This window comes from Micromonospora sp. LHW51205 (assembly GCF_003315815.1).
GTDB lineage: Bacteria > Actinomycetota > Actinomycetes > Mycobacteriales > Micromonosporaceae > Micromonospora > Micromonospora chalcea.
In genome coordinates this window covers 75,847-95,440 of the sequence record NZ_QMEZ01000009.1, presented here as the reverse complement: position 1 = coordinate 95,440, position 19,594 = coordinate 75,847, and the positions used below count along the sequence as shown (strand labels likewise).

General features: G+C 74.2%; 19 protein-coding genes. 11 read left to right on the top strand and 8 right to left on the bottom strand.

Annotated elements, in window-relative coordinates:
• Positions 1 to 48: 48 nt before the first annotated feature.
• A complete protein-coding gene (locus DQE82_RS26250) occupies positions 49 to 1,272 on the top strand; it encodes an ABC transporter substrate-binding protein (RefSeq protein WP_043327721.1) in 1,224 nt (407 codons plus the stop codon).
• A 66-nt stretch (positions 1,273 to 1,338) separates the two neighbouring features.
• On the opposite strand, the gene ddaH is transcribed toward DQE82_RS26250, so the two are convergent.
• A complete protein-coding gene (gene ddaH, locus DQE82_RS26245) occupies positions 1,339 to 2,172 on the bottom strand; it encodes a dimethylargininase (protein WP_176722883.1) in 834 nt (277 codons plus the stop codon).
• Between the two features lie 59 nt (positions 2,173 to 2,231).
• Here ddaH and DQE82_RS26240 point away from each other — a divergent pair, with 59 nt between their 5' ends.
• Complete coding sequence (locus tag DQE82_RS26240) at positions 2,232 to 2,690, top strand: Lrp/AsnC family transcriptional regulator (RefSeq protein WP_030499444.1); 459 nt, start codon at positions 2,232 to 2,234, stop codon at positions 2,688 to 2,690.
• Positions 2,691 to 2,745: 55 nt separating this feature from the next.
• Entirely contained in the window at positions 2,746 to 3,702 is a 957-nt protein-coding gene (locus DQE82_RS26235; protein WP_113974502.1) for a zinc-binding dehydrogenase, read from the top strand.
• A gap of 6 nt (positions 3,703 to 3,708) precedes the next feature.
• Here the strand turns inward: DQE82_RS26235 and DQE82_RS26230 are convergent, their stop codons facing one another.
• The 3 genes from DQE82_RS26230 to DQE82_RS26220 form a co-directional block, all read right to left on the bottom strand.
• Positions 3,709 to 4,836 (bottom strand): hypothetical protein, encoded by a 1,128-nt coding sequence (locus DQE82_RS26230; protein WP_069089580.1) that lies wholly within the window; start codon positions 4,834 to 4,836, stop codon positions 3,709 to 3,711.
• A gap of 65 nt (positions 4,837 to 4,901) precedes the next feature.
• Positions 4,902 to 5,159 (bottom strand): DUF6457 domain-containing protein, encoded by a 258-nt coding sequence (locus tag DQE82_RS26225; protein ID WP_043330820.1) that lies wholly within the window; start codon positions 5,157 to 5,159, stop codon positions 4,902 to 4,904.
• Positions 5,156 to 5,890 (bottom strand): molybdenum cofactor guanylyltransferase, encoded by a 735-nt coding sequence (locus DQE82_RS26220; protein WP_113974501.1) that lies wholly within the window; start codon positions 5,888 to 5,890, stop codon positions 5,156 to 5,158. Before DQE82_RS26220 ends, DQE82_RS26225 begins: the two co-directional genes overlap by 4 nt.
• A 247-nt stretch (positions 5,891 to 6,137) precedes the next feature.
• Between DQE82_RS26220 and fdhD the strand changes: the two genes are divergently transcribed.
• Positions 6,138 to 6,992, top strand: a complete 855-nt coding sequence (gene fdhD / locus DQE82_RS26215) for a formate dehydrogenase accessory sulfurtransferase FdhD (protein ID WP_043327716.1) — start codon at positions 6,138 to 6,140, stop codon at positions 6,990 to 6,992.
• A 4-nt stretch (positions 6,993 to 6,996) separates the two neighbouring features.
• Here fdhD and DQE82_RS26210 read toward each other — a convergent pair whose 3' ends face one another.
• Positions 6,997 to 8,106 carry a DUF4192 domain-containing protein gene (locus DQE82_RS26210; RefSeq protein ID WP_043327715.1) on the bottom strand — a complete coding sequence of 370 codons (1,110 nt, stop codon included), beginning with the start codon at positions 8,104 to 8,106 and terminating at the stop codon, positions 6,997 to 6,999.
• A 152-nt stretch (positions 8,107 to 8,258) separates the two neighbouring features.
• Between DQE82_RS26210 and DQE82_RS26205 the strand changes: the two genes are divergently transcribed.
• The 5 genes from DQE82_RS26205 to DQE82_RS26185 all read left to right on the top strand — a co-directional run bounded on the left by DQE82_RS26205 (position 8,259) and on the right by DQE82_RS26185 (position 14,997).
• A complete protein-coding gene (locus tag DQE82_RS26205) occupies positions 8,259 to 9,173 on the top strand; it encodes a fructosamine kinase family protein (protein ID WP_113974500.1) in 915 nt (304 codons plus the stop codon).
• Positions 9,170 to 10,186 (top strand): GTP 3',8-cyclase MoaA, encoded by a 1,017-nt coding sequence (moaA, locus tag DQE82_RS26200; protein ID WP_043327713.1) that lies wholly within the window; start codon positions 9,170 to 9,172, stop codon positions 10,184 to 10,186. Before DQE82_RS26205 ends, moaA begins: the two co-directional genes overlap by 4 nt.
• 2 nt (positions 10,187 to 10,188) lie before the next feature.
• Positions 10,189 to 10,434, top strand: coding sequence for a MoaD/ThiS family protein (locus tag DQE82_RS26195; RefSeq protein ID WP_043327712.1), 246 nt, complete (start codon positions 10,189 to 10,191; stop codon positions 10,432 to 10,434).
• A 20-nt stretch (positions 10,435 to 10,454) separates the two neighbouring features.
• Positions 10,455 to 11,717, top strand: a complete 1,263-nt coding sequence (locus DQE82_RS26190) for a metallophosphoesterase (RefSeq protein WP_205797534.1) — start codon at positions 10,455 to 10,457, stop codon at positions 11,715 to 11,717.
• A gap of 94 nt (positions 11,718 to 11,811) precedes the next feature.
• Positions 11,812 to 14,997, top strand: a complete 3,186-nt coding sequence (locus DQE82_RS26185; RefSeq protein WP_113974499.1) for a UvrD-helicase domain-containing protein — start codon at positions 11,812 to 11,814, stop codon at positions 14,995 to 14,997.
• An 11-nt stretch (positions 14,998 to 15,008) separates the two neighbouring features.
• Here DQE82_RS26185 and DQE82_RS26180 read toward each other — a convergent pair whose 3' ends face one another.
• Together DQE82_RS26180 and DQE82_RS26175 are read right to left on the bottom strand one after the other, a co-directional pair.
• A complete protein-coding gene (locus tag DQE82_RS26180) occupies positions 15,009 to 15,638 on the bottom strand; it encodes an A24 family peptidase (protein ID WP_113974498.1) in 630 nt (209 codons plus the stop codon).
• A 10-nt stretch (positions 15,639 to 15,648) separates the two neighbouring features.
• Entirely contained in the window at positions 15,649 to 16,656 is a 1,008-nt protein-coding gene (locus tag DQE82_RS26175; protein ID WP_233514789.1) for an EamA family transporter, read from the bottom strand.
• Between the two features lie 85 nt (positions 16,657 to 16,741).
• Between DQE82_RS26175 and DQE82_RS26170 the strand changes: the two genes are divergently transcribed.
• On the top strand, positions 16,742 to 17,560 hold the full coding sequence (locus tag DQE82_RS26170) for a flagellar basal body protein FliL (protein WP_113974496.1): 819 nt from the start codon (positions 16,742 to 16,744) through the stop codon (positions 17,558 to 17,560).
• A 153-nt stretch (positions 17,561 to 17,713) separates the two neighbouring features.
• Positions 17,714 to 18,949 carry an ATP-binding protein gene (locus DQE82_RS26165; RefSeq protein ID WP_064448072.1) on the top strand — a complete coding sequence of 412 codons (1,236 nt, stop codon included), beginning with the start codon at positions 17,714 to 17,716 and terminating at the stop codon, positions 18,947 to 18,949.
• 13 nt (positions 18,950 to 18,962) lie between these two features.
• Here DQE82_RS26165 and DQE82_RS26160 read toward each other — a convergent pair whose 3' ends face one another.
• Positions 18,963 to 19,511, bottom strand: coding sequence for a GNAT family N-acetyltransferase (locus tag DQE82_RS26160; protein ID WP_113974495.1), 549 nt, complete (start codon positions 19,509 to 19,511; stop codon positions 18,963 to 18,965).
• Between the last annotated feature and the right edge of the window lie 83 nt (positions 19,512 to 19,594).

Here is a 19,594-nt window from a genome sequence, read left to right as displayed (position 1 = left end):
AACGCCGAAGGGGTGTGCACCATGGCCACCCCGTCGGGAAGGAAATCGGTGGCACAGATGAACCGCAGGCGGGCTCTGCAACTGCTGGCCGCGCTGGGCACCACCGGACTGGCGGCGGGTTGCGGCTCCGGGGAGGACGACACCGGGGAGCAGGCCGGATCCGGCAGCCCGATCAAGATCGGGCTGATCGTGCCCGGCAGCGGGGCGAACAAGGCCATCGGCGACGAGATCACCAACGGCTTCCAGCTCTACCTCCGCCTGCGCGGCCAGCAGATCGCCGGCCATCCGGTCACGCTGGTGCCGGCCGAGGAGGGCTCCACCGCCGCCAGCGGCAAGGCCGCCGTGGAGCGGCTGATCAAGGAGGGCGTGCTCGCGCTCACCGGCGTGGTCAGCCCCACCGTGATGACCGGCATCAAGGACTCGGTCGAGCAGGCCCGGGTGCCGCTGATCGGCTCCAACGCCTCCCCCTCGACGCTGCAGGGCGTCGTCTACATCTGGCGCACGTCGTACGTGCTGACCGAGCCGGGCGAGGCGCTCGGGGAGTACCTGCGCCAGAAGCTCGACGCGTCGAGCCGCATCGCCATCTTCGGCACCCGCGGCCAGGGCAGCCAGGACGTCGTCGAAGGGCTGCGGCGCGCGTACGAGCGGGGTCGCCGGCTCACCGAGGACCCGATCTACACCGACGACTCCGACAACCCCTCGCGGAATCTCTACGCCGGGCCGATCCGCAAGGCGCTGGAGCGGAAGCCGGACGCGGTCTTCTGCCACTACTCGGGCGCCCAGGCCGTCCAGTTCGTCAAGCAGCTCTACGCCCTGGGCTACCGGGGGCCGATCTACGCCCCCGGGTTCCTCACCGAGGGCACCGCGCTGGACCAGCTCGACGACGGCGAGAAGGGCCGCGACCGCAAGCTGATCGAGGCGAACGGCATCGAGACCGCGCTCAACTACTCGGCCGATCTCAACAACACCGCGAACCGGATCTTCGCCTCGGCGTACCGGAAGACGTTCAACTCCGCGCCGACCACGTACGCGATGGCCTCCTACGACGCCGCGCTGGTGCTGGACAAGGCGATCCGGCTGGCCGGGGCGAACCCGTCCCCGCAGCAGGTCAACCTGGCGCTCGGCAAGGTCGGCCAGGTGGACAGCCCGCGCGGCCCCTGGCAGTTCAACCAGACCCGTACCCCGCAGCAGAAGTGGTACCTGCGCCGGGTGCAGACCGACGGCCGGCTGCTGTCCAACATCGTGATCAACGAGCTGGCCACGCTCGGCTGACCGGCCCCCGTACGCGACGAAGGGCGGTCTCCCCACCGGGAGGCCGCCCTTCGCGCGAGGCGTGGCTCAGTGCCGCAGTTCGGCGATGCAGCACTTCACGCTGCCACCGCCCTTCTTCAGCTCGGACAGCTCCACCGGGACCGGGTGGTAGCCGGCCGCCTTCAACTTGCCGGCCAGCCGCGTCGCCTCGTTGTTCAGCACCACGTTGAGCCCGTCGCTGACCAGGTTCAGGCCGAACGCCAGCGCGTCCTCGTCGTCGGCGACGATCGCGTCCGGGAACAGCTGGGCCAGCACCTTCTGGCTGGCGGCGGAGAAGGCGCCCGGGTAGTAGACGATGTTCTCGTCGTCGATCGAGGCGAGCGCCACGTCCAGGTGGTAGAAGCGCGGGTCGATCAGGCGCAGCGAGACCACCGGGCGGCCGAGCGCCTCCTGCGCCTCGGCGTGCGCGGCCGGTTCGGTCCGGAAGCCGTGCCCGGCGAGGATCAGGCCGCCGTGGGCCTCCGGCAGGTACGCGAAGTCGCCCTCGCCCTCGTTGGTCTCGTTCGGGGCGATGAACCGCCAGCCCTGCTCCTCGTAGAACGCCCGGTGCGCGGCGGCCTCGGCGGTCCGCTGCTCGTGCTTGAACCGGGCCCCGTAGACGGTGCCGTCGACCACGAACGCGCCGTTCGCCGCGTAGACCATGTCCGGCAGCCCCGCCTCGGGCGTGAGCAGGTGCACGTCGTGGCCGAGCCCGACGAGCGTCTCCCGCAGCCGGTCCCACTGCTTGACCGCCAGGTCGGCGTCGACCGCCGTGGTCACGTCCATCCACGGGTTGATCGCGTACTCGACCGTGAAGTGCTCGGGCGAGCACATGAGATATGTCCGCTTTCGCGAGACTCGCTGCTGGTTCACGGTCACCAAGAGTAGGTACGGTACAACTTTGGTAACAGCCACAAGCATTGCTTCCCGGGAGCAGAACATTGCAGATAGACGCGGTAGACCAGCGAATCATTGCGTTGCTCGTGGCTGACGCCCGCGCCTCGTACGCGGACATCGGCACCCGGGTGTCACTCTCCGCCCCCGCCGTCAAGCGACGGGTCGACCGACTCCGGTCCGCCGGGGTGATCCGGGGATTCACCGCCGTCGTCGACCCGGCCGCTGTCGGCTGGACCACCGAGGCGTTCGTCGAGCTGTTCTGCGCCGGCCGGACCACCCCGGCACAGATCGGCGCCGCCGCCCGACGGCACCCCGAAGTGGTCGGCGCGTACACCGTCTCCGGCGAGGCCGACGCGCTCGTGCACCTGCGCGCCGCGGACATCTCGCACCTGGAGGAGGCGCTGGAGCGGCTGCGCGCCGAATCGTTCGTCACCTCGTCCCGCAGCACCATCGTGCTCTCCCGGCTGGTCGAGTCCCCCGGCGTCGGACCGTCCACGCCTTGACCTCAACCTCGCTTCATGTCGTGCACTGGTGACCGGCTCGAAGCGAGGGGGCGGTATGCGTGCGGTGTGGCTGCGGGAGTTCGGCGGACCGGAGGTGCTCGTGCCCGGGACGGCACCCGATCCGGCACCCGGACCGGGCCAGGTGCTCGTCGACGTGGCACACGCGAACATCACGTTCGTCGAGACGATGTTCCGGGCCACCGGCTTCGGGCCGTTCGACGCCGAACTGCCACTGATCCCCGGCAACGGCGTCGGCGGGACGATCACCGAACTCGGACCCGGCGTCGATCCGGCGCTCGCCGGGCGCGTCGTGGTCACCGCCACCGGCGGCACCGGCGGGTACGCCGAGCGCGTCGTGGTCGACCGGAGCGCCCCTGTCCCCGTACCCCCGGGGTTGGCCCTGGACGCGGCGGTGGCGCTGATGGCCGACGGCCGGACCGCCCTGATGCTGGCCCGGGCGGCCGGGCTGCGGCGCGGCGACCGGGTCCTGGTGGAGGCGGCGGCCGGCGGCGTCGGGTCGCTGCTCACGCAGTTGGCGGCGGCGTCCGGGGCGACGGTGGTGGCCGCCGCCGGCGGCCCGGCGAAGGTGGCCGGGCTCCGCGCGGCCGGCTTCGACCTGGCAGTCGACTACCGGCAGCCCGGCTGGACCGGCCGGGTCCGGGACGCCGTCGGCGCGGTCGACGTGGTGTTCGACGGCGTGGGCGGACCGCTCGCCCGGGAGGCGTTCGACCTGCTCGACCCGGGCGGGCGGATGCTCAGCTTCGGGCTCGCCGGCGGCGCCTGGGCGGACATCCCGGCCGAGGCGGCCACCGCACGCGGCGTCACGCTGCTGAGCCCACGGCCCGGCCCGGACGAACTGCGCGCCCTCACCGAGGCGGCGCTCGCCGAGGGCGCCGCCGGCCGGCTGCGACCGCAGATCGGGCAGCGCTTCCCGCTGGACCGGGCCGCCGACGCGCACGCCGCGATCGAGGCCCGGCAGACCGTCGGCAAGACCCTGCTCGACGTGCGCTGACCCGGCTCAGAGGTACATGCCGGTGCGGTGCTCCTCGGCCCGCGCCGGCTTGTCCCCCTCGCCGAAGAAGCGCTTGCCGCCGAACTCGCCGTGCAGACGGTCGTCCAGCTCGTCCGCGAGACCGGTCATCACCTGCACCGCGAGCATCAGGTGGGTGGGCTGGAAGTTGCGGCCGAACACCGGAATCGAGGCCCACACCGTGTCGTCGGCGCAGTAGAGCCGCCCGATCGGCATCCGGTTGGTCAACTCGGACAGCTTCACGTACAGGCGCTCGGTCGGCTCGACCTCGGTCAGCACCGGCGAGAAGACGTCCACGAGCGGCGGGTTGTCGCGCACCCGGACGAACACCATGGCCGAGCCGGCCCGGATGTTGATGTCACCGTCGGAGTCGACCTGAAGCTGGTCGGACGCGGACTTCAGCATGGTCGACACGACGGTGCGGACCCGCTCCTCCAGGGCCAGCACGTCGTTCTCGCCGGACTGCGCGGCCGCCGCCGCGGCCAACGCCTCGTCCAGGTCGGCCTCGACGTCGCGGTCCGGGCCGAACTCGCTGCGGGCCGTACCGAGCGGCTCCACCGGCAACGGCTCACCCTCGGTGTCGTGCACCAGGTAAACGAGGAAGGCGGGATGCGGGGCGCCGTAGACGTCACGCAGCGTCCGGGACAGCACGGCGGCCAGCCGGGTCGCCTCGTCGGTGCCGCAGTCCAGCCCGAACTGCTCACCGGAACCCGGCACCACGCCCGGCGGCGACCAGCCGAGCGCCACCATGTCGGCCACCGCCGCCCGGTCCAACCGGTAGCCCTGGGGCAGCGTGGCGTTGCCTACCGCCCGGGCCGAGAGGCGACCCTCCTCGCCCGCGTCCACGCTCACCGAGTAGACGGCGTCCCCGGTGCCGGAGGCGGTCGGATCGAGTGTCACCTCCAGGTGACCACCGGCGGGCAGTGCGCGTAGCCGCTCGGCGAGCGCCCGCGCGAACTCACGCCAGGCCTCGGTGACCTTGGCCCGCAGATCGGCGGTGGTCGGCTCGTCGAGCAGGATCGACTCGTGATGCTCCGGCGCGCTGCCGGTGGCGTGGTGTTCCGGCGTGCTGCCGGCAGGCTTGTCGACCGGCGCCGAGGGGTGGTCTGCCGTCATGATCGCCTCCGTCCGTCCCCGCCACCCTACCCACGCGCGGCGGCGACCGAATCACGCGCAAGGCGCTATTCCGCGGGCGTGGACCCACCCAGATCCACCGGCCACGAGCCGGCCAGCGCGCTGAGCCGCTCGGCCGCCGCCGCCGGGTCCGCCCCGCGCCCCACCGCCACCCCCAACAGGTACGCGGTGACCGGCGCCCCCGGCCGGACCACCTGATGCGCCACGTCCCGGGCCACGTCCAGCACTGTCGGCACCGGCACCCCGGCCGGGTCCAGGTCCAGCTCGGCGCAGACCGCCGTGACCCAGTCGTCCAGCACCGTCATCTCGACCACTCCTCCGCCCGGCGTACGTCCTCGTCAGTGTCGCAGTCGAACCAGGGCGGAGGACCCGAGCCGGACCACGACACCTCGCGTACGGCGACACCGGTCAGCAGTCCGCGTACCGGCGCCCCGTCGAGGGTGCCGCCCCGCGTCGCGGCGAGCCGGTCGAGGGCGGCCCGCAGGGCCGGTAACCGCCACACCGCGCAGAGCTGCTGGCGGCGGCCGTCGCCGTCCACGTAACAGGCGAGGGCGACGGTCGGTCCGCGCGGGGGGAGCGTTGATGCCCGCTCGGCGGCCGGTTCGCGTTCCCGCTCGGCGGCCCGATCGTGTTCCCGCTCGGCGGCCCGATCGTGTTCCCGCTCGGCGGCCAGGTCGCGTTCCCGTTCGGCGGCCGGGGTGTCGAGCGCGTGCCGCAGCTCGGTCACGGCGGCGGCGGTGAGCAGCGGGAGATCGGCGGCGAGCAGGGCGACTGTTGTCGTACCCGGGTCGAGCAGCGCCAGCCCGGCCGCAATGGCGGCCACCGGCCCGCCACCGGGTGGCTCCTCACGTGTCGTCCGGACGCCGTCGGGCACCGGACCGGACGGGCCGACCACGATCCGCTGGTCCGCGTCGGCCACCGCGGCCAGTACCCGGTGCAGCATCGGCCGGCCGCCGACCGGACGGGCCGGTTTGTCGACGCCGCCCATCCGCCGGGCCGCGCCACCGGCAAGGACCACCGCCGCGTACCCCGTCACCGCCTCACCCTATCCACGGCCACGACCGTCGAATCCCGGCTCGGGCACGAGGCCCGGGCCCGTGCCCGGCTTCGCTGGCGGTTTTCCGACGTTGATCAACTCCATCTCGCCGAAGTGGCGGCATCCGGGGCCGTCCGATACCGCCACTTCGGCGATCTGGTGTCGATCATGATCGGCTGGGCCGGCGGGGCACGTGAAGGAGTGGGGGTGGGGTGCGGGCAGTGGAGGGGCCGGGGAGGATGGCGGGATGGGACGGGCGACAGACCGGCGGAGCGTGCTGCGGATCGACCTCGACGCGACGGGCGAGGGCCGGGGCCGGATCCGCCGCCAGGACACCCTGGCCGCGGAGGAGCCACTGGAGATCCGCGTGGGCGCGGCCGGGCCGGGTCGGCGTCGACCGCTCGCGGTGACTATGCGTACGCCCGGCGACGATCTGGACCTGGCGATCGGCTTCCTGCTCACCGAAGGACTGATCCGGTCGGCCGAGGACGTGCACACCGCACAGCTCTGCGCCGGTGCGGAGACCCCGAACACCTACAACGTGGTCGACGTGGCGCTCACCCCCGGTGTTCCGGAGCCGGTCACCGATCCGTCGCGCAACTTCTACACCACCAGTTCGTGCGGCGTGTGCGGCAAGGCGAGCATCGAGTCGGTGCGTACCCGTTCGCGGTTCGCCGTGCGGGACGACCCGCTGGTGGTCACCGCCGAGTTGCTGGCCGCGCTGCCGGACCGGCTGCGGGCCGCGCAGCGCGCCTTCGACCGCACCGGCGGCCTGCACGCGGCCGGCCTCTTCACCGCCGACGGGGAGATGGTGGTGCTGCGGGAGGACGTCGGGCGGCACAACGCGGTGGACAAGGTGATCGGCTGGGCCGCCCGGGAGGGGCGGTTGCCGCTGGCCGGGCACGTGCTGCTGGTCTCCGGGCGGGCCAGTTTCGAACTCACCCAGAAAGCGTGGATGGCGGGCGTGCCGCTGCTCGCCGCGGTGTCCGCGCCCAGCACGCTCGCCGTCGAGCTGGCCGAGGAGGCCGGGATGACGCTTGTCGGCTTCCTGCGCGGGCCGACCATGAACGTCTACACCGGGGCGGCCCGGATCGGCGGCTGACGGCTCAGCGCCGTGGACGGCGACGGCGACGGCGCAGCACCGGGCCTCCGTCGGAACCGGGCCAGCCGTCCAGCTCGGACGGGGCCACCCCGCGCCGAAGCGCCTCGTCGAGCAGCAGCGCGAGCGAATAGCCGGGGTGGGCGGACAGCACCCGTTCCAGGGCGACGGCCGCCAGCGCCCCGTGTCCGGAGCGCCAGGCGGAGAACGCGAGCAGGCAGCCCGGCGCGGCGATCAGGTCCGGCTCGGCGCGCCGCGTCACGTCGGTCCAGAGGCTGATGTCGGCGTCCCGGCCGTCGGTCCGGGACCAGGCGTGATCGCGTACCGGGATGTGGGTGAGCAGGACGGTCAGCCAGGCCACCTCGTCGTCGTCGAGCCGCTCGCCACGCCGCTGCCTGCGGAACGCGGCCCGCACCGCCGCCGTGCCCGCGCTCCGCACCGCGCGTGGTGAATCCTCCGGACCTCCACCGTCGGCCCGCACATCACCGTCCCCCGGCACGGAACTGCCGGCCTCCGGGCCCCGGCCGGACTGCGCGGGCGTCCCGCCGGTGAGCGCGGCCAGGCGCAGACGGGCCCGGCCGGTGGCCCGGCGCATGGCGAGGCGTACCGGCCCGTCGAGCGGGGACACCTGCGCGGCCAGCGCGGCCCGGTCGGGCAGGGCGACCTGGCCGGCGAACACGGCGGCGGCGCTGACCTGGCTGGCGGCCGGGTCGTACGGGGTGCCCTCGGGCGGGCAGCAGGACGGCTCGGCGCACAGGTACGACCACCAGCGGCCGTCGGTGACCCGCAGGGCGTCGAGCACGACCAGGCCGGCAGCGGTCAGCGCGTCGCCGATCGCGTCCACGGCACCGGTCACCCGGGCGGCCGGACCGTAGCCGACGACTGTGGCGGCGTCGGCGTCCTGCCGGGCCACCACGTGTGCCAGGTGCCGGGCCGCCGGGCCGGGGTCGGCGCCGGGTGTGGGCAGGTCTCCCCGGGCGGCGAAGACGACGCGCCGGCCGCGTACCGCGACCACCACGACGCTGTCGGCCGGGTGGAAGCCGAGCAGGTAGGGCACGGCCGTGACCATGTCGGCGGGCGTGCGGACGGAGAGGCGGGGTTGCTCGGTGGAGTTCATGCCGGGAGCGTGGGCGGTGGAGTGCCACCGCGTCCGCCCCTGTGGACGACACGCGGTCCGTCCACAGATACGGAGCGTATCGGTCCAGGTCAACGGCGATCCGTGGCGTCGCTTGCCCCACGGTTGTCCGGGGTACCCGCTACCTTGCGCTCATGGACCTGGCGTACCTGCGGGCACACCCGGAGCACCTGCCGACCTTCCTGACCCACCAGCGGATCCGGGAGACCCCGGTCTCCGGCGGCGACATCTGCGCCGCTTCCCGGCTCACGCTGGACGACGGGCACTCGGTGTTCGCCAAGACGTGGCCGGAGCGGGCGGCGCGTCCACTGCCGGAGGGCTTCTTCGCTGCCGAGGCGGCCGGGCTGCGCTGGCTGCGCGAGGCGGGTTCGGTGCCGGTGCCGGAGGTGGTCGTGGCGTTGCCCGATCTGCTCGCGCTCGACTGGGTGGAGCCGGGCGAGCCGACGCCGGAGGCCGCGGAGGCGTTCGGGCGTGACCTGGCCGGGCTGCACCGGGCCGGGGCGCCCGCGTTCGGCGCGGACTGGGCCGGGTTCATCGGTGCGCTGCCGCAGGACAACACGCCCGATCCCGGTCCCTGGCCGGACTGGTTCGCCCGGCGCCGCCTTCTGCCCTACCTACGCAGTTCGGTCGACGGCGGCGCGCTCGACGGTTCCGGGGCGGCGCTGGTCGAGCAGGTCGTCGCCCGGATCGGCGAGTTCGGCGGTGACGAGCCGCCGGCCCGGGTGCACGGCGATCTCTGGCCCGGCAACCTGCTCTGGGGCGCCGACGACCGGGTCTGGCTGGTCGACCCGGCCGCGCACGGTGGGCACCGCGAGACCGACCTGGCGCAGCTCGCCCTCTTCGGCGGCCCGCCTCACCTGGACCGCGTCCTGGCCGCCTACCGGGAGGCGTGGCCGCTGGCCGACGGCTGGCGGGAACGGGTGCCGCTGCATCAGCTGCACCTGCTGCTCGTGCACACCGCGATCTTCGGCGCGGCGTACGCGGACGCGGTGGCCGCCACCGCCCGGGCCGCCCTCCGGGGCCTCGACCGCGCTACGGTCGACGGATGAGCGCCCCCCGGACGACGACCGACGGCGTCCTCGCCGACCGGTACGGCCGCGTCGCCCGGGACCTGCGGGTCTCGCTGACCGACAAGTGCAACCTGCGCTGCACCTACTGCATGCCGGCCGAGGGCCTGCCCTGGCTGTCCGGTCCGCAGCTGCTCACCGACGACGAGATCGTCCGGCTGGTGGGTGTCGCGGTGACCCGGCTCGGCATCACCGAGGTGCGCTTCACCGGCGGTGAGCCGCTCATCCGGCCCGGCCTGCCCGGCATCGTGGCGGCGGTCGCCGCGCTCACGCCCCGGCCGCGCATCTCGCTGACCACGAACGGCATCGGCCTGGCCCGCATGGCGTCGGCGCTGCGCGACGCCGGGCTGGACCGCGTCAACGTCTCGCTCGACACGTTGGACCGCGACCGGTTCACCGCGCTGACCCGGCGCGACCGGCTCGCCGACGTGCTCGCCGGGCTGGCCGGGGCCGCCGAAGCCGGGCTGACCCCGGTGAAGGTCAACTCGGTGCTCATGCGGGGCACGAACGACGACGAGGCGCCCGCGCTGCTCCGGTTCGCGCTCGCGCACGGCTACGAGCTGCGGTTCATCGAGCAGATGCCGCTCGACGCGCAGCACGGCTGGGACCGCTCGACCATGGTCACCGCCGACGAGATCCTGGCCTCCCTGAAGGCCGCGTTCGCGTTGACGCCGGACCCTTCCGAGCGGGGCGCGGCACCGGCCGAGACGTGGCTGGTCGACGGCGGGCCGGCCCGGGTCGGGGTGATCGCCAGCGTGACCCGGCCGTTCTGCGGCGACTGCGACCGCACCCGGCTCACCGCCGACGGCCAGGTGCGCAACTGCCTGTTCGCCACCGAGGAGTCGGACCTGCGCGGCGCGTTGCGCGACGGCGCGGACGACGAGGAGCTGGCCCGGCGCTGGCGCGCCGCGATGTGGGCCAAGCGGGCCGGTCACGGCATCGACGATCCGACGTTCCTCCAGCCCGCGCGTTCGATGTCCGCGATCGGAGGCTGAGGGTGGAGCTGACCGTCCGCTACTTCGCCGGCGCCCGAGCGGCGGCCGGACTCTCCGAGGAGACCGCATCCGCCGGCCGGTCCCTGGACGAACTCCTCGATGACCTGGCCGCCCGCCACGGCGAACGCCTCGCGGTGGTGCTGAAGGCGGCGAGTTTCCTGGTCGACGGCGTGGCCTGTCATGATCGACGGGCGCTGTTGCCGGCCGGGGTGACGGTGGACGTGCTGCCGCCCTTCGCGGGCGGCTGAGGGGGGCACACGTGCTGGCCATGGCGACATTCCTGGGCTTCGTCGTGCTCGTGATCGGCTTGATCCACTTCTACCTGTGGAAGCGGCTGGTCCGGGACACCACGCGCCCGGGGCGGTGGCGCCGGGTCGGCGGGGTGGCGATCGCGGCGCTGGCGGTGCTCGTACCGGTGACTCTGGCGGGCACCCGCAACGGCTGGTACTGGCTGGCCTGGCCCGGCTACCTCTGGGTCGCGCTCATGTTCTATCTGCTGGTGATCCTGCTGGTGCTCGAAGTGCCGACCGCAGTGGCCCGGCTGGTGCTGCGCCGCCGCGCCCGCTCGGTGGTCGCCACCGGCCCGGAGCCCGAGCCCGTACTCGTGGGCGCGGCGACGGCGGAGGGTGCGACGCCACCGCCGGTCGACAGCGCCGGCGCGCCGCCGGCCGGCGCCCTCGCGCCGGACCACGACCCCTCCCGGCGGCTGCTGCTCGCGCGCGGGGCGGCGATCTTCGCCGGGCTCACCGCCGCCGGCGTCACCGGGTACGGCGTCCGCACCGCCATCGGTCCGCCGCAGCTCGACCGGGTGCAGATCCCGCTGGCCAAGCTGCCCCGGAGCATGGACGGGCTGCGCATCGCCACCGTCTCCGACATCCACCTCGGGCCGCTGCGCGGCCGGGCGCACACCGAGCGGATCGTCGCGATGATCAACCGGATGGACGCCGACCTGGTCGCCGTGGTCGGTGACCTGGTCGACGGCACGGTGGCCGAGCTGGGGGAGGCCGCCGAACCGCTGCGTGACCTGCGGTCCCGCTACGGCAGCTTCTTCGTCACCGGCAACCACGAGTACTACTCCGGCGTGGAGGAGTGGGTCCGCGAAGTGGACCGGCTCGGCCTGCGCGTGCTGCAGAACGAGCGGCAGGAGATCCAGGCCCGGGGCGGCGTGCTGGACCTGGCCGGGGTGAACGACGTGAGCGCCGCCGGCACCGGGGTGGCCGCGCCCGCCGACTACGCCGCCGCGCTCGGCGACCGTGACCCGAGTCGGCCGGTCGTGCTGCTGGCGCACCAGCCGGTGGCCGCGCAGGAGGCGGCGAAGTTCGGCGTCGACCTCCAGCTCTCCGGGCACACGCACGGCGGCCAGATGGTGCCGTTCAACCTGGCGGTGAAGCTCGAACAGCCGGTGGTCTCCGGTCTCGGCGAGATCGACGGCACGAAGGTCTACGTCACGAACGGCGCCGGTTTCTGGGGTCCGCCGGTGCGGGTGGGCGCGCCGCCCCAGGTGACGCTCGTGGAGCTGCGCGCCCCATAGCGCGCACCCGCCGCCGAGTCCAGCACCGCATTGCTCAGGTCACCCGTTCGCGTGGCGGCGGGCGGGCGGGGGACCGGACGTGACAGGATGCGGCGTGCCTCCGTTCAGCGCCGCACCCTCCGGTGGCCTCCCGCCGTACGTGGCGGACCTGCACATCCACTCGAAGTACTCGCGTGCGTGCAGCCGCGACCTGACCCTGCCGAACCTGGCCTGGTGGGCCCGGCGCAAGGGCATCGGCGTGCTCGGCACCGGCGACTTCACCCATCCCGCCTGGTACGACCACCTGCGCGAGACGCTGCACCCGGCCGAGCCGGGCCTGTACCGCCTCGCGCCCGAGGCGGAGCGGGACGTCGCCCGGCGGCTGCCGCCCCGGCTCGCCAGTGAGGCGGAGGCGGACCCGGTCCGGTTCATGCTGAGCGTGGAGATCTCCACGATCTACAAGCGCGACGACCGCACCCGGAAGGTGCACCACCTGATCTACCTGCCGGACCTGGACGCGGTGGCCCGGTTCAACACCGCGTTGGGCCGGATCGGCAACCTCGGCTCGGACGGGCGGCCGATCCTCGGGCTGGACTCCCGCGACCTGCTGGAGATCACGCTGGAGGCGAGTCCGGACGGCTATCTGGTGCCGGCACACATCTGGACGCCGTGGTTCTCCGCGCTCGGCTCGAAGTCCGGCTTCGACGCGATCGCCGACTGCTACGCGGATCTGGCCGAGCACATCTTCGCGGTGGAGACCGGCCTGTCGTCCGACCCGGAGATGAACTGGCGGGTCGGCAGCCTGGACCGCTATCAGCTGGTGTCCAACTCGGACGCGCACTCGCCGCCGGCTCTGGCCCGGGAGGCCACGGTCCTCACCGCCGACCGTGACTACTTCGCGATCCGCGAGGCGCTGCGCACCGGGGACGGGCTCGCCGGAACTGTCGAGTTCTTCCCGGAGGAGGGCAAGTACCACGCCGACGGGCACCGGTTGTGCGGGGTGAACTGGCCGCCGCAGCGGACCCGTGAGGCGGGCGGACGCTGCCCGGAGTGCGGCAAGCCGCTCACCGTGGGCGTACTCAGCCGGGTGGAGGAGCTGGCGGACCGGCCGGAGGGGCACCGTCCGGCGCACGCGCGCGAGGTGACCCACCTGGTGCCGCTGGCCGAGATCCTGGGCGAGCTGAACCGGGTCGGCGCGCGGTCGAAGAAGGTCGAGGGCAAGCTCAACGAGCTGGTCGCCGCGCTCGGCCCGGAGCTGGAGATCCTGACCCGTACCCCGGTGGAGGAGATCGGCCGGGTCGGCGGCGAGCTGCTCGCGGAGGGCATCGGCCGGCTGCGCCGCGGCGACGTGCGCCGGGTGCCGGGCTACGACGGGGAGTACGGCGTGATCACGCTGTTCGACCCGGCGGAACTGGGCGGCCCGGGTGCCGGGGCGGGGCAGGAGACGCTGTTCGACGTACCGGTGCCCGCGCAGCGGCGGCCCGCGGAGCCGGCGCCGAAGCCGAAGGCCAAGCGCCCGGCGGCGGTCCGGCCGGAGCCGAAGCGGACGCCGCCGCCCGCACCTCCGATCGCGACGCCGCCGTCCCCGCACGAGCCGTTCGAGCCGATGCTCGCCGGGATGGAGGAGGTCGGCACCGGCCTGCTGGACCGGCTGGACGCGATGCAGCGGGTGGCCGCGTCGGCGCCCGGTGGTCCGCTGCTGATCGTGGCCGGTCCGGGCACCGGGAAGACCCGCACGCTCACCCACCGGATCGCGTACCTGTGCGCGGAGTTGAACGTCTTCCCCGATCAGTGCCTGGCGATCACGTTCACCCGGCGGGCGGCCGAGGAGCTGCGGCACCGGCTGGACGGGCTGCTCGGCCCGGTCGCCGAGGACGTCACTGTGGGTACGTTCCACTCGCTGGGCCTGACCGTGCTGCGGGAGAACGCGGCGGCGGCGGGGCTGCCGGCGGACTTCCGGATCGCCGACGACGCGGACCGGGCGGCGGCGCGCGCGGAGGCCGGTGACGACGACGAGCGGTACGCGGCGTTGCTGCGCAAGCGGGACCTGGTCGACCTGGACGAGCTGCTGACGCTGCCGGTGTCGCTGCTCAAGGGGGACCGGAAGCTGGTCCGCGAGTACCGCGAGCGGTGGAAGTGGATTTTCGTCGACGAGTACCAGGACGTCGACGCGGTGCAGTACGACCTGCTGCGGCTGCTCAGCCCGCCGGACGGGAACCTCTGCGCGATCGGTGACCCGGACCAGGCGATCTACTCGTTCCGGGGCGCCGACGTGGGCTACTTCCTGCGCTTCTCGCAGGACTTCACCGACGCGCGGCTGGTCCGGCTGAACCGCAACTACCGCTCCTCGGCGCCGATCCTGGCCGCCGCGGTGCAGGCCATCGCGCCGTCGTCGCTGGTGCGGGGCCGTCGCCTCGACCCGGCCCGGCTCGACCCGGAGGCGCCGCTGGTCGGCCGGTACGCGGCGGCTTCGCCGTACGACGAGGCCGACTTCGTGGTCCGTACCGTGGACGAGCTGGTCGGTGGCCTGTCCCACCGCTCGCTGGACTCGGGGCGGATCGACGGGCGGACCACGTCGCTGTCCTTCTCCGACATCGCGGTGCTGTACCGCACGGACGCGCAGGCCGCGCCGATCGTGGACGCGCTGACCCGGGCGAACATCCCGGTGCAGAAGCGCTCGCACGACCGGCTGCGGGACCGTCCCGGCGTGCCGGCCATCGCCCGCGAGCTGCGCCACGCCGGTCTGGACGGTTCGCTCCCCGCCCGGGTACGCCAGGCCGGGCAGATCCTGGCCGAGCGCTTCGCGGTGCCGACGCTCGACGGCTCCGGCGCGGTACGCCCCGAGGACGTCCGCACGGCGGTGGACCTGCTCACCCCGCTGGCCCGGCGCTGCGACGACGACCTGGAACTGTTCCTCAACCAGCTCGCCACCGGCGCGGAGGTGGACGCGCTGGACCCGCGCGCCGAGGCGGTCACGCTGCTGACGCTGCACGCCGCGAAGGGCCTGGAGTTCCCGGTGGTGTTCCTGGTCGGGGCCGAGGACGGGCTGCTGCCGCTGCGCTGGCCCGGAAGCGAGCCGGACGACGACGCGGTGGCCGAGGAGCGGCGGCTGTTCTTCGTCGGGCTGACCCGGGCGCAGGACCGGCTCTACGTCAGCCACGCGGGCCGCCGTGCCCGGCACGGCGCGGAACGCGACACCCGCCCGTCGCCGTTCCTCGACGTGATCGACCCGGCGTTGTTCGAGCGCCTGGACGCGACCGAGCCCCGCCGCCCGAAGGACCACCAGCTCCGGCTGATCTGACCGGGCACGCCTCAGCTGAGGACGGCGGCGAGCCACGCGCCGCCGAGCAGCGCCGGGCCGAACGGCACCGGCGTGTCCCGGCGTACCCGGCCGGCGGCGAGCAGGACGAGCACCGCGACTCCGGCGAGCACGTGCGGCAGGAGCAGCCCGAGGCGCAGCGCCGGCCAGCCGAGCCAGCCCAGCGGCAACCCGAGCGCGGCGGCGAGCTTCACGTCGCCGAAGCCGAGCCGGGCGCGGGGCAGCAGCGCCAGCAGCGCGTACCCGAGGAAGGAGAGCGCGGCCCCGGCCACCGCGACGGCCAGGCGGCGCGGTTCGCCGGTCGCCGCCGTGGCAGCGGTGAGGCCGAGCCCGCCGCCGAGCGCGACCATGCCGACGAGCGGGTCGGGCAGCCGCAGCGCTGTCACGTCGGTGACCGCGAGCGCCAGCCCGACGGCGGCGACCAGCAGCAGCGCGGGCAGCGCCGGGTCGGCGGCCCGGGTGGCGGCGAGCCCGCCGAACGCCACGGCGCCGGCCAGCGCGAACGCGCCCCGGCGCGGAGCGTCGCCGGCGGGAACTGTGACGAACGACCGGCCGACCGGTACGGCCACCCACCCGGCCGACGCGCCCACCAGCGCGGCCCCTGTCACCAGCAGCGCCGACACGGGCGGGACGCTACCGCCCGGCGGGTTCCCCGGCTGCCCCGTCGACGGCTGGTGGCGGGGACCGGCGGGGTCGCTCGGTGCTCACCACCACCGCCACGCCGACCACGATGATCGCACCGCCCAGCAGCACCTGCGAGGTGATCGGCTCGGCGACGAACAGCGCGCCGAGCGCCACCGCGACCACCGGGTTCACGTACGCGTACGTGGAGACCAGGGAGATCGGCGCGTGCACGAGCAGCCAGACGTACGCGGTGAAGGCGACGAGCGAACCGGCCACCATCAGGTACGCCAGCGCCGCCCAGGACCGCCCGGTCACCTCGGCGAAGCTGAATCCGCGCAGCTCGCCGCGGGCGACGCCGACGAGCGCGAGCACCGCCGCGCCGGCCAGCATCTCGTAGACGGTGGCCACGAACGGGTCGGCGGGCATCCGGATCCGCCCGGACAGGTACGAGCCGACCGACCAGCTGGTGGCGGCCGCGACCACTGTGAGCGCGCCGGCCACCGGCACGCCGTCCACGCCGTCGCGGGGCAGCACCAGCACGACGAGGCCGGCGAACCCGAGCGCCACCCCGAGGAACGTCCACGGCCGGGGCCGGTCCCCGCCCACGGTCCGCAGCACCACCACCAGCAGCGGCACGGTGGCCACCAGCAGCGCGGCCACGCCCGAGGGAACCGCGGTGCCGGCCGGACCCGACTCGGCGAGCACCACCAGTCCGTTTCCGCCGGCGAGCAGCAGCACGCCGATCAGCGCGGCGGAGCCGACGCGGCGCACGGGCACCCGCAGCGCGCCGGGGCCGCGCCGCAGGCGCAGCACCACGGCGAGCACCACGGCCGCGCCGGCGAACCGCATCGCCGCGGAGATGAGCGGCGGCAGGGACTCGACGGCGACCCGGATGCCCAGGTACGTCGAGCCCCAGAGCAGGTAGACCAGCACGAGTGCGGTCCAGATCAGGGCGGTGCGTGTCGGCGGCGTCGCGGAATCGACAGCGTTCGTCGCACTCGTGGGGCGTGAGCTCATCGAGGGTCCACGCTACGGTGACCACGGCGTCGGCGTCCCCAGTTGGTGGCCGGCCTCTCAGCACTGGCGTACGCAGGAGGCGTTCATGTCGAACTTCGGTCCACCGGGCGGCGGCTCCCCCGACCCCTGGGGACGGCCCGACGACGGCTACGCCCCGCAGCCCGATCCCCGCTACGCCGCGCAGCCCGATCCGCGTCACGACCCGCAGTACGGCCCGCCGGGCGCGCAACCGTACGGCCCGCCCGCCGATCAGTACGGGCCGCCGGCCCAGCAGTACGGGCCCGCCGACCGGTACGGCCCACCGGCCGATCAGTACGGCCCGCCGACGCAGCGCTACGACCCGGCGCCGGCGTGGTCCCCCGGCCCGCCGCGGCAGGGTCACCCGGCCGACCCCTACGCCGGGCCGCAGTACGGCGGGGAGCCGCAGTACGCCGAGCCGACGCCGCCGAAGCGCGGCAAGGGCCCGCTGCTGGTGGTGGTGGTCGTGCTGGCGGTGCTGCTGCTCGGCGGCGCCGGGGCGTACTGGATGCTCGGCCGGGACGAGGAGAGCCCGACCGCCGGGACGACGGCGGCCACCGCGCCGGGCGCTGATCCGACCGAGGCGGCGCCGAGCGATCCGGCGGAGGCCACGCCGACCGCGCCCGCGCCGGCCTCCTCGACCGATCCGCGTTTCGTGAAGGCGGGCCAGTGCGTCGCCAACGAGGGTGGCGGCGGTCAGCCGAAGCTGGTGATCGCCGACTGCGCCCCGAAGACGTACGAGGTGCTGCGGCGAATCGACGGCGCGACGAGCGGCAAGAAGGACGCGGAGGCGAAGTGCGGGAAGGTCGACGGGTACACCGACTGGTACTTCTTCGACAGCGAGCTGGACACGCTCGACTTCGTGCTCTGCCTGAAGCGCCGCTGACGCGCCACTGACGCCCCGGCCCGTCGGTAACCAAAACTAGGGCTGTCTAGCATTCACGCTAGACAGCCCTAGTTTTATGTCGAGACCGACACGCGGTAGCTGCATCTACGCACGTCTAGCCTGGCCGCTAGAGAAGCCGATACTGTGCGATTCGTGGATCCGGTCCGCAACCCGTACGCGCCGGGCGCCGGCCAGCGCCCGCCCGAACTCGCCGGGCGGGGGCGGGAACTGGACGTGTTCGACGTGGTGCTGGAACGCATCGCGCGTGGCCGGCCCGAACGCAGCCTGATGCTCACCGGGCTGCGCGGCGTCGGCAAGACCGTCCTGCTCAACACGCTGCGGTCCGAGGCGATCAACCACCTCTGGGGCACCGGCAAGATCGAGGCGCGGCCGGACCAGTCGCTGCGCCGCCCGATCGCCGCCGCGCTGCACATGGCGGTCCGCGAACTCGCGCCCCGGCACCGCGCCCCGGACCGGATCGACGCCTTCCTCGGCGTACTCAAGGCGTTCGCGCAACGCTCCGCCCCCACCGGGCGCGGCGGCGCGGCGCCCAAGCTGCGCGACCGCTGGCAGCCCGGCATCGACGTGCCCGCGAGCAGCGGACGCGCCGACTCCGGCGACATCGAGATCGACCTGGTCGAACTGCTCAGCGACGCGGCGACGGTCGCCACCGACGTCGGCACCGGCATCGCGATCTTCATCGACGAGATGCAGGACGTCGGCGCCGAGGACGTCTCCGCGCTCTGCGCCGCCTGCCACGAGCTGTCCCAGCTCGGCGCGCCGCTGATCGTGGTGGGCGCGGGCCTGCCGCACCTGCCCGCGGTGCTCAGCGCCGCCAAGTCCTACTCCGAGCGGCTCTACCGCTACCAGCGCATCGACCGGCTCGACCGGATCGCCGCCGACCAGGCGCTCTGCGCGCCGGCCGAGCGGGAGGAGGTCGAGTACGAGCAGAAGGCCCTCGACCTGCTCTACGAGAAGTCCGGCGGCTACCCCTACTTCGTCCAGGCGTACGGCAAGGCCACCTGGGACCACGCGCCCCGCTCGCCGATCACCGCGGCGGACGTCCGGGTCGCCGCGCCCGAGGCGGAGGCGGAACTGGCGGTGGGGTTCTTCGGCTCCCGGTTCGAGCGGGCCACCCCGGCCGAACGCGAGTACATGCGCGCCATGGCGACGCTGGCGCTGGTGGACGGCGAGGAGGGCAGCCGCGACGACATGGACGCCGCGGTGCCGACGGCCGAGATCGCCCGCGCGCTCGGCCGCAAGCCGGCCAGCCTCTCCCCGGCCCGCGACGCGCTGATCAAGAAGGGGCTGATCTACTCCGGCGAGCGGGGGACGGTGGCGTTCACCGTCCCGCACTTCGGCCGCTACCTGCGCACCCAGCCCGCGTGACGGCCGCGACCGCTCAGACCCGCGACCACGGTGGTGGGAAAACCACCTCGCCGGACGGCGGTGGCGGTTCCTCGCTCGCCGACGGCGGCAGCACCAGCGCCTGCCACGGCTCGCCCAGCCCGGACCACGGGCTGGTCAGGCCCAGCCGGTCCGCCGGGCCGAACCCGAACCGCCGGTAGTACGCCGGGTCGCCCAGCACCAGGACCAGCCGTTCGCCCAGCTCGGTCGCGGCGTCGAGCGCCGCCTGCACCGCCGCCGTGCCGTGACCGAGCCGCTGCCGGTGCCGTGCCACAGCCACCGGGCCCAGCGCCAGCGCCGGCCACACGCGGCCGTCTTCGGTGCGTACGCCGACGCGCGTGAGCAGCGCGTACGCCACCACCTCGCCGCCGTACTCGGCGACCATGGCCAACTCGGGAATCCACGCCGGGCTGTGCCGCAGCTCCTCGACCAGGCCGACCTCCGGCGGGGTGGCCACGTCGGGCCGGGCGAAGGCGGCGGCCAGCACCCGGGCCACCGCCGGCTCGTCGGCGGGGCCCTCCGGGCGTAGTCGCAGCGTCGTCACCCGCGCGACCTTACCGAACGCGACCGGTCCATCCGCGACGGTCGCTGAAATCGATACCGTCCGGACGTCCACGTCGGCCGATA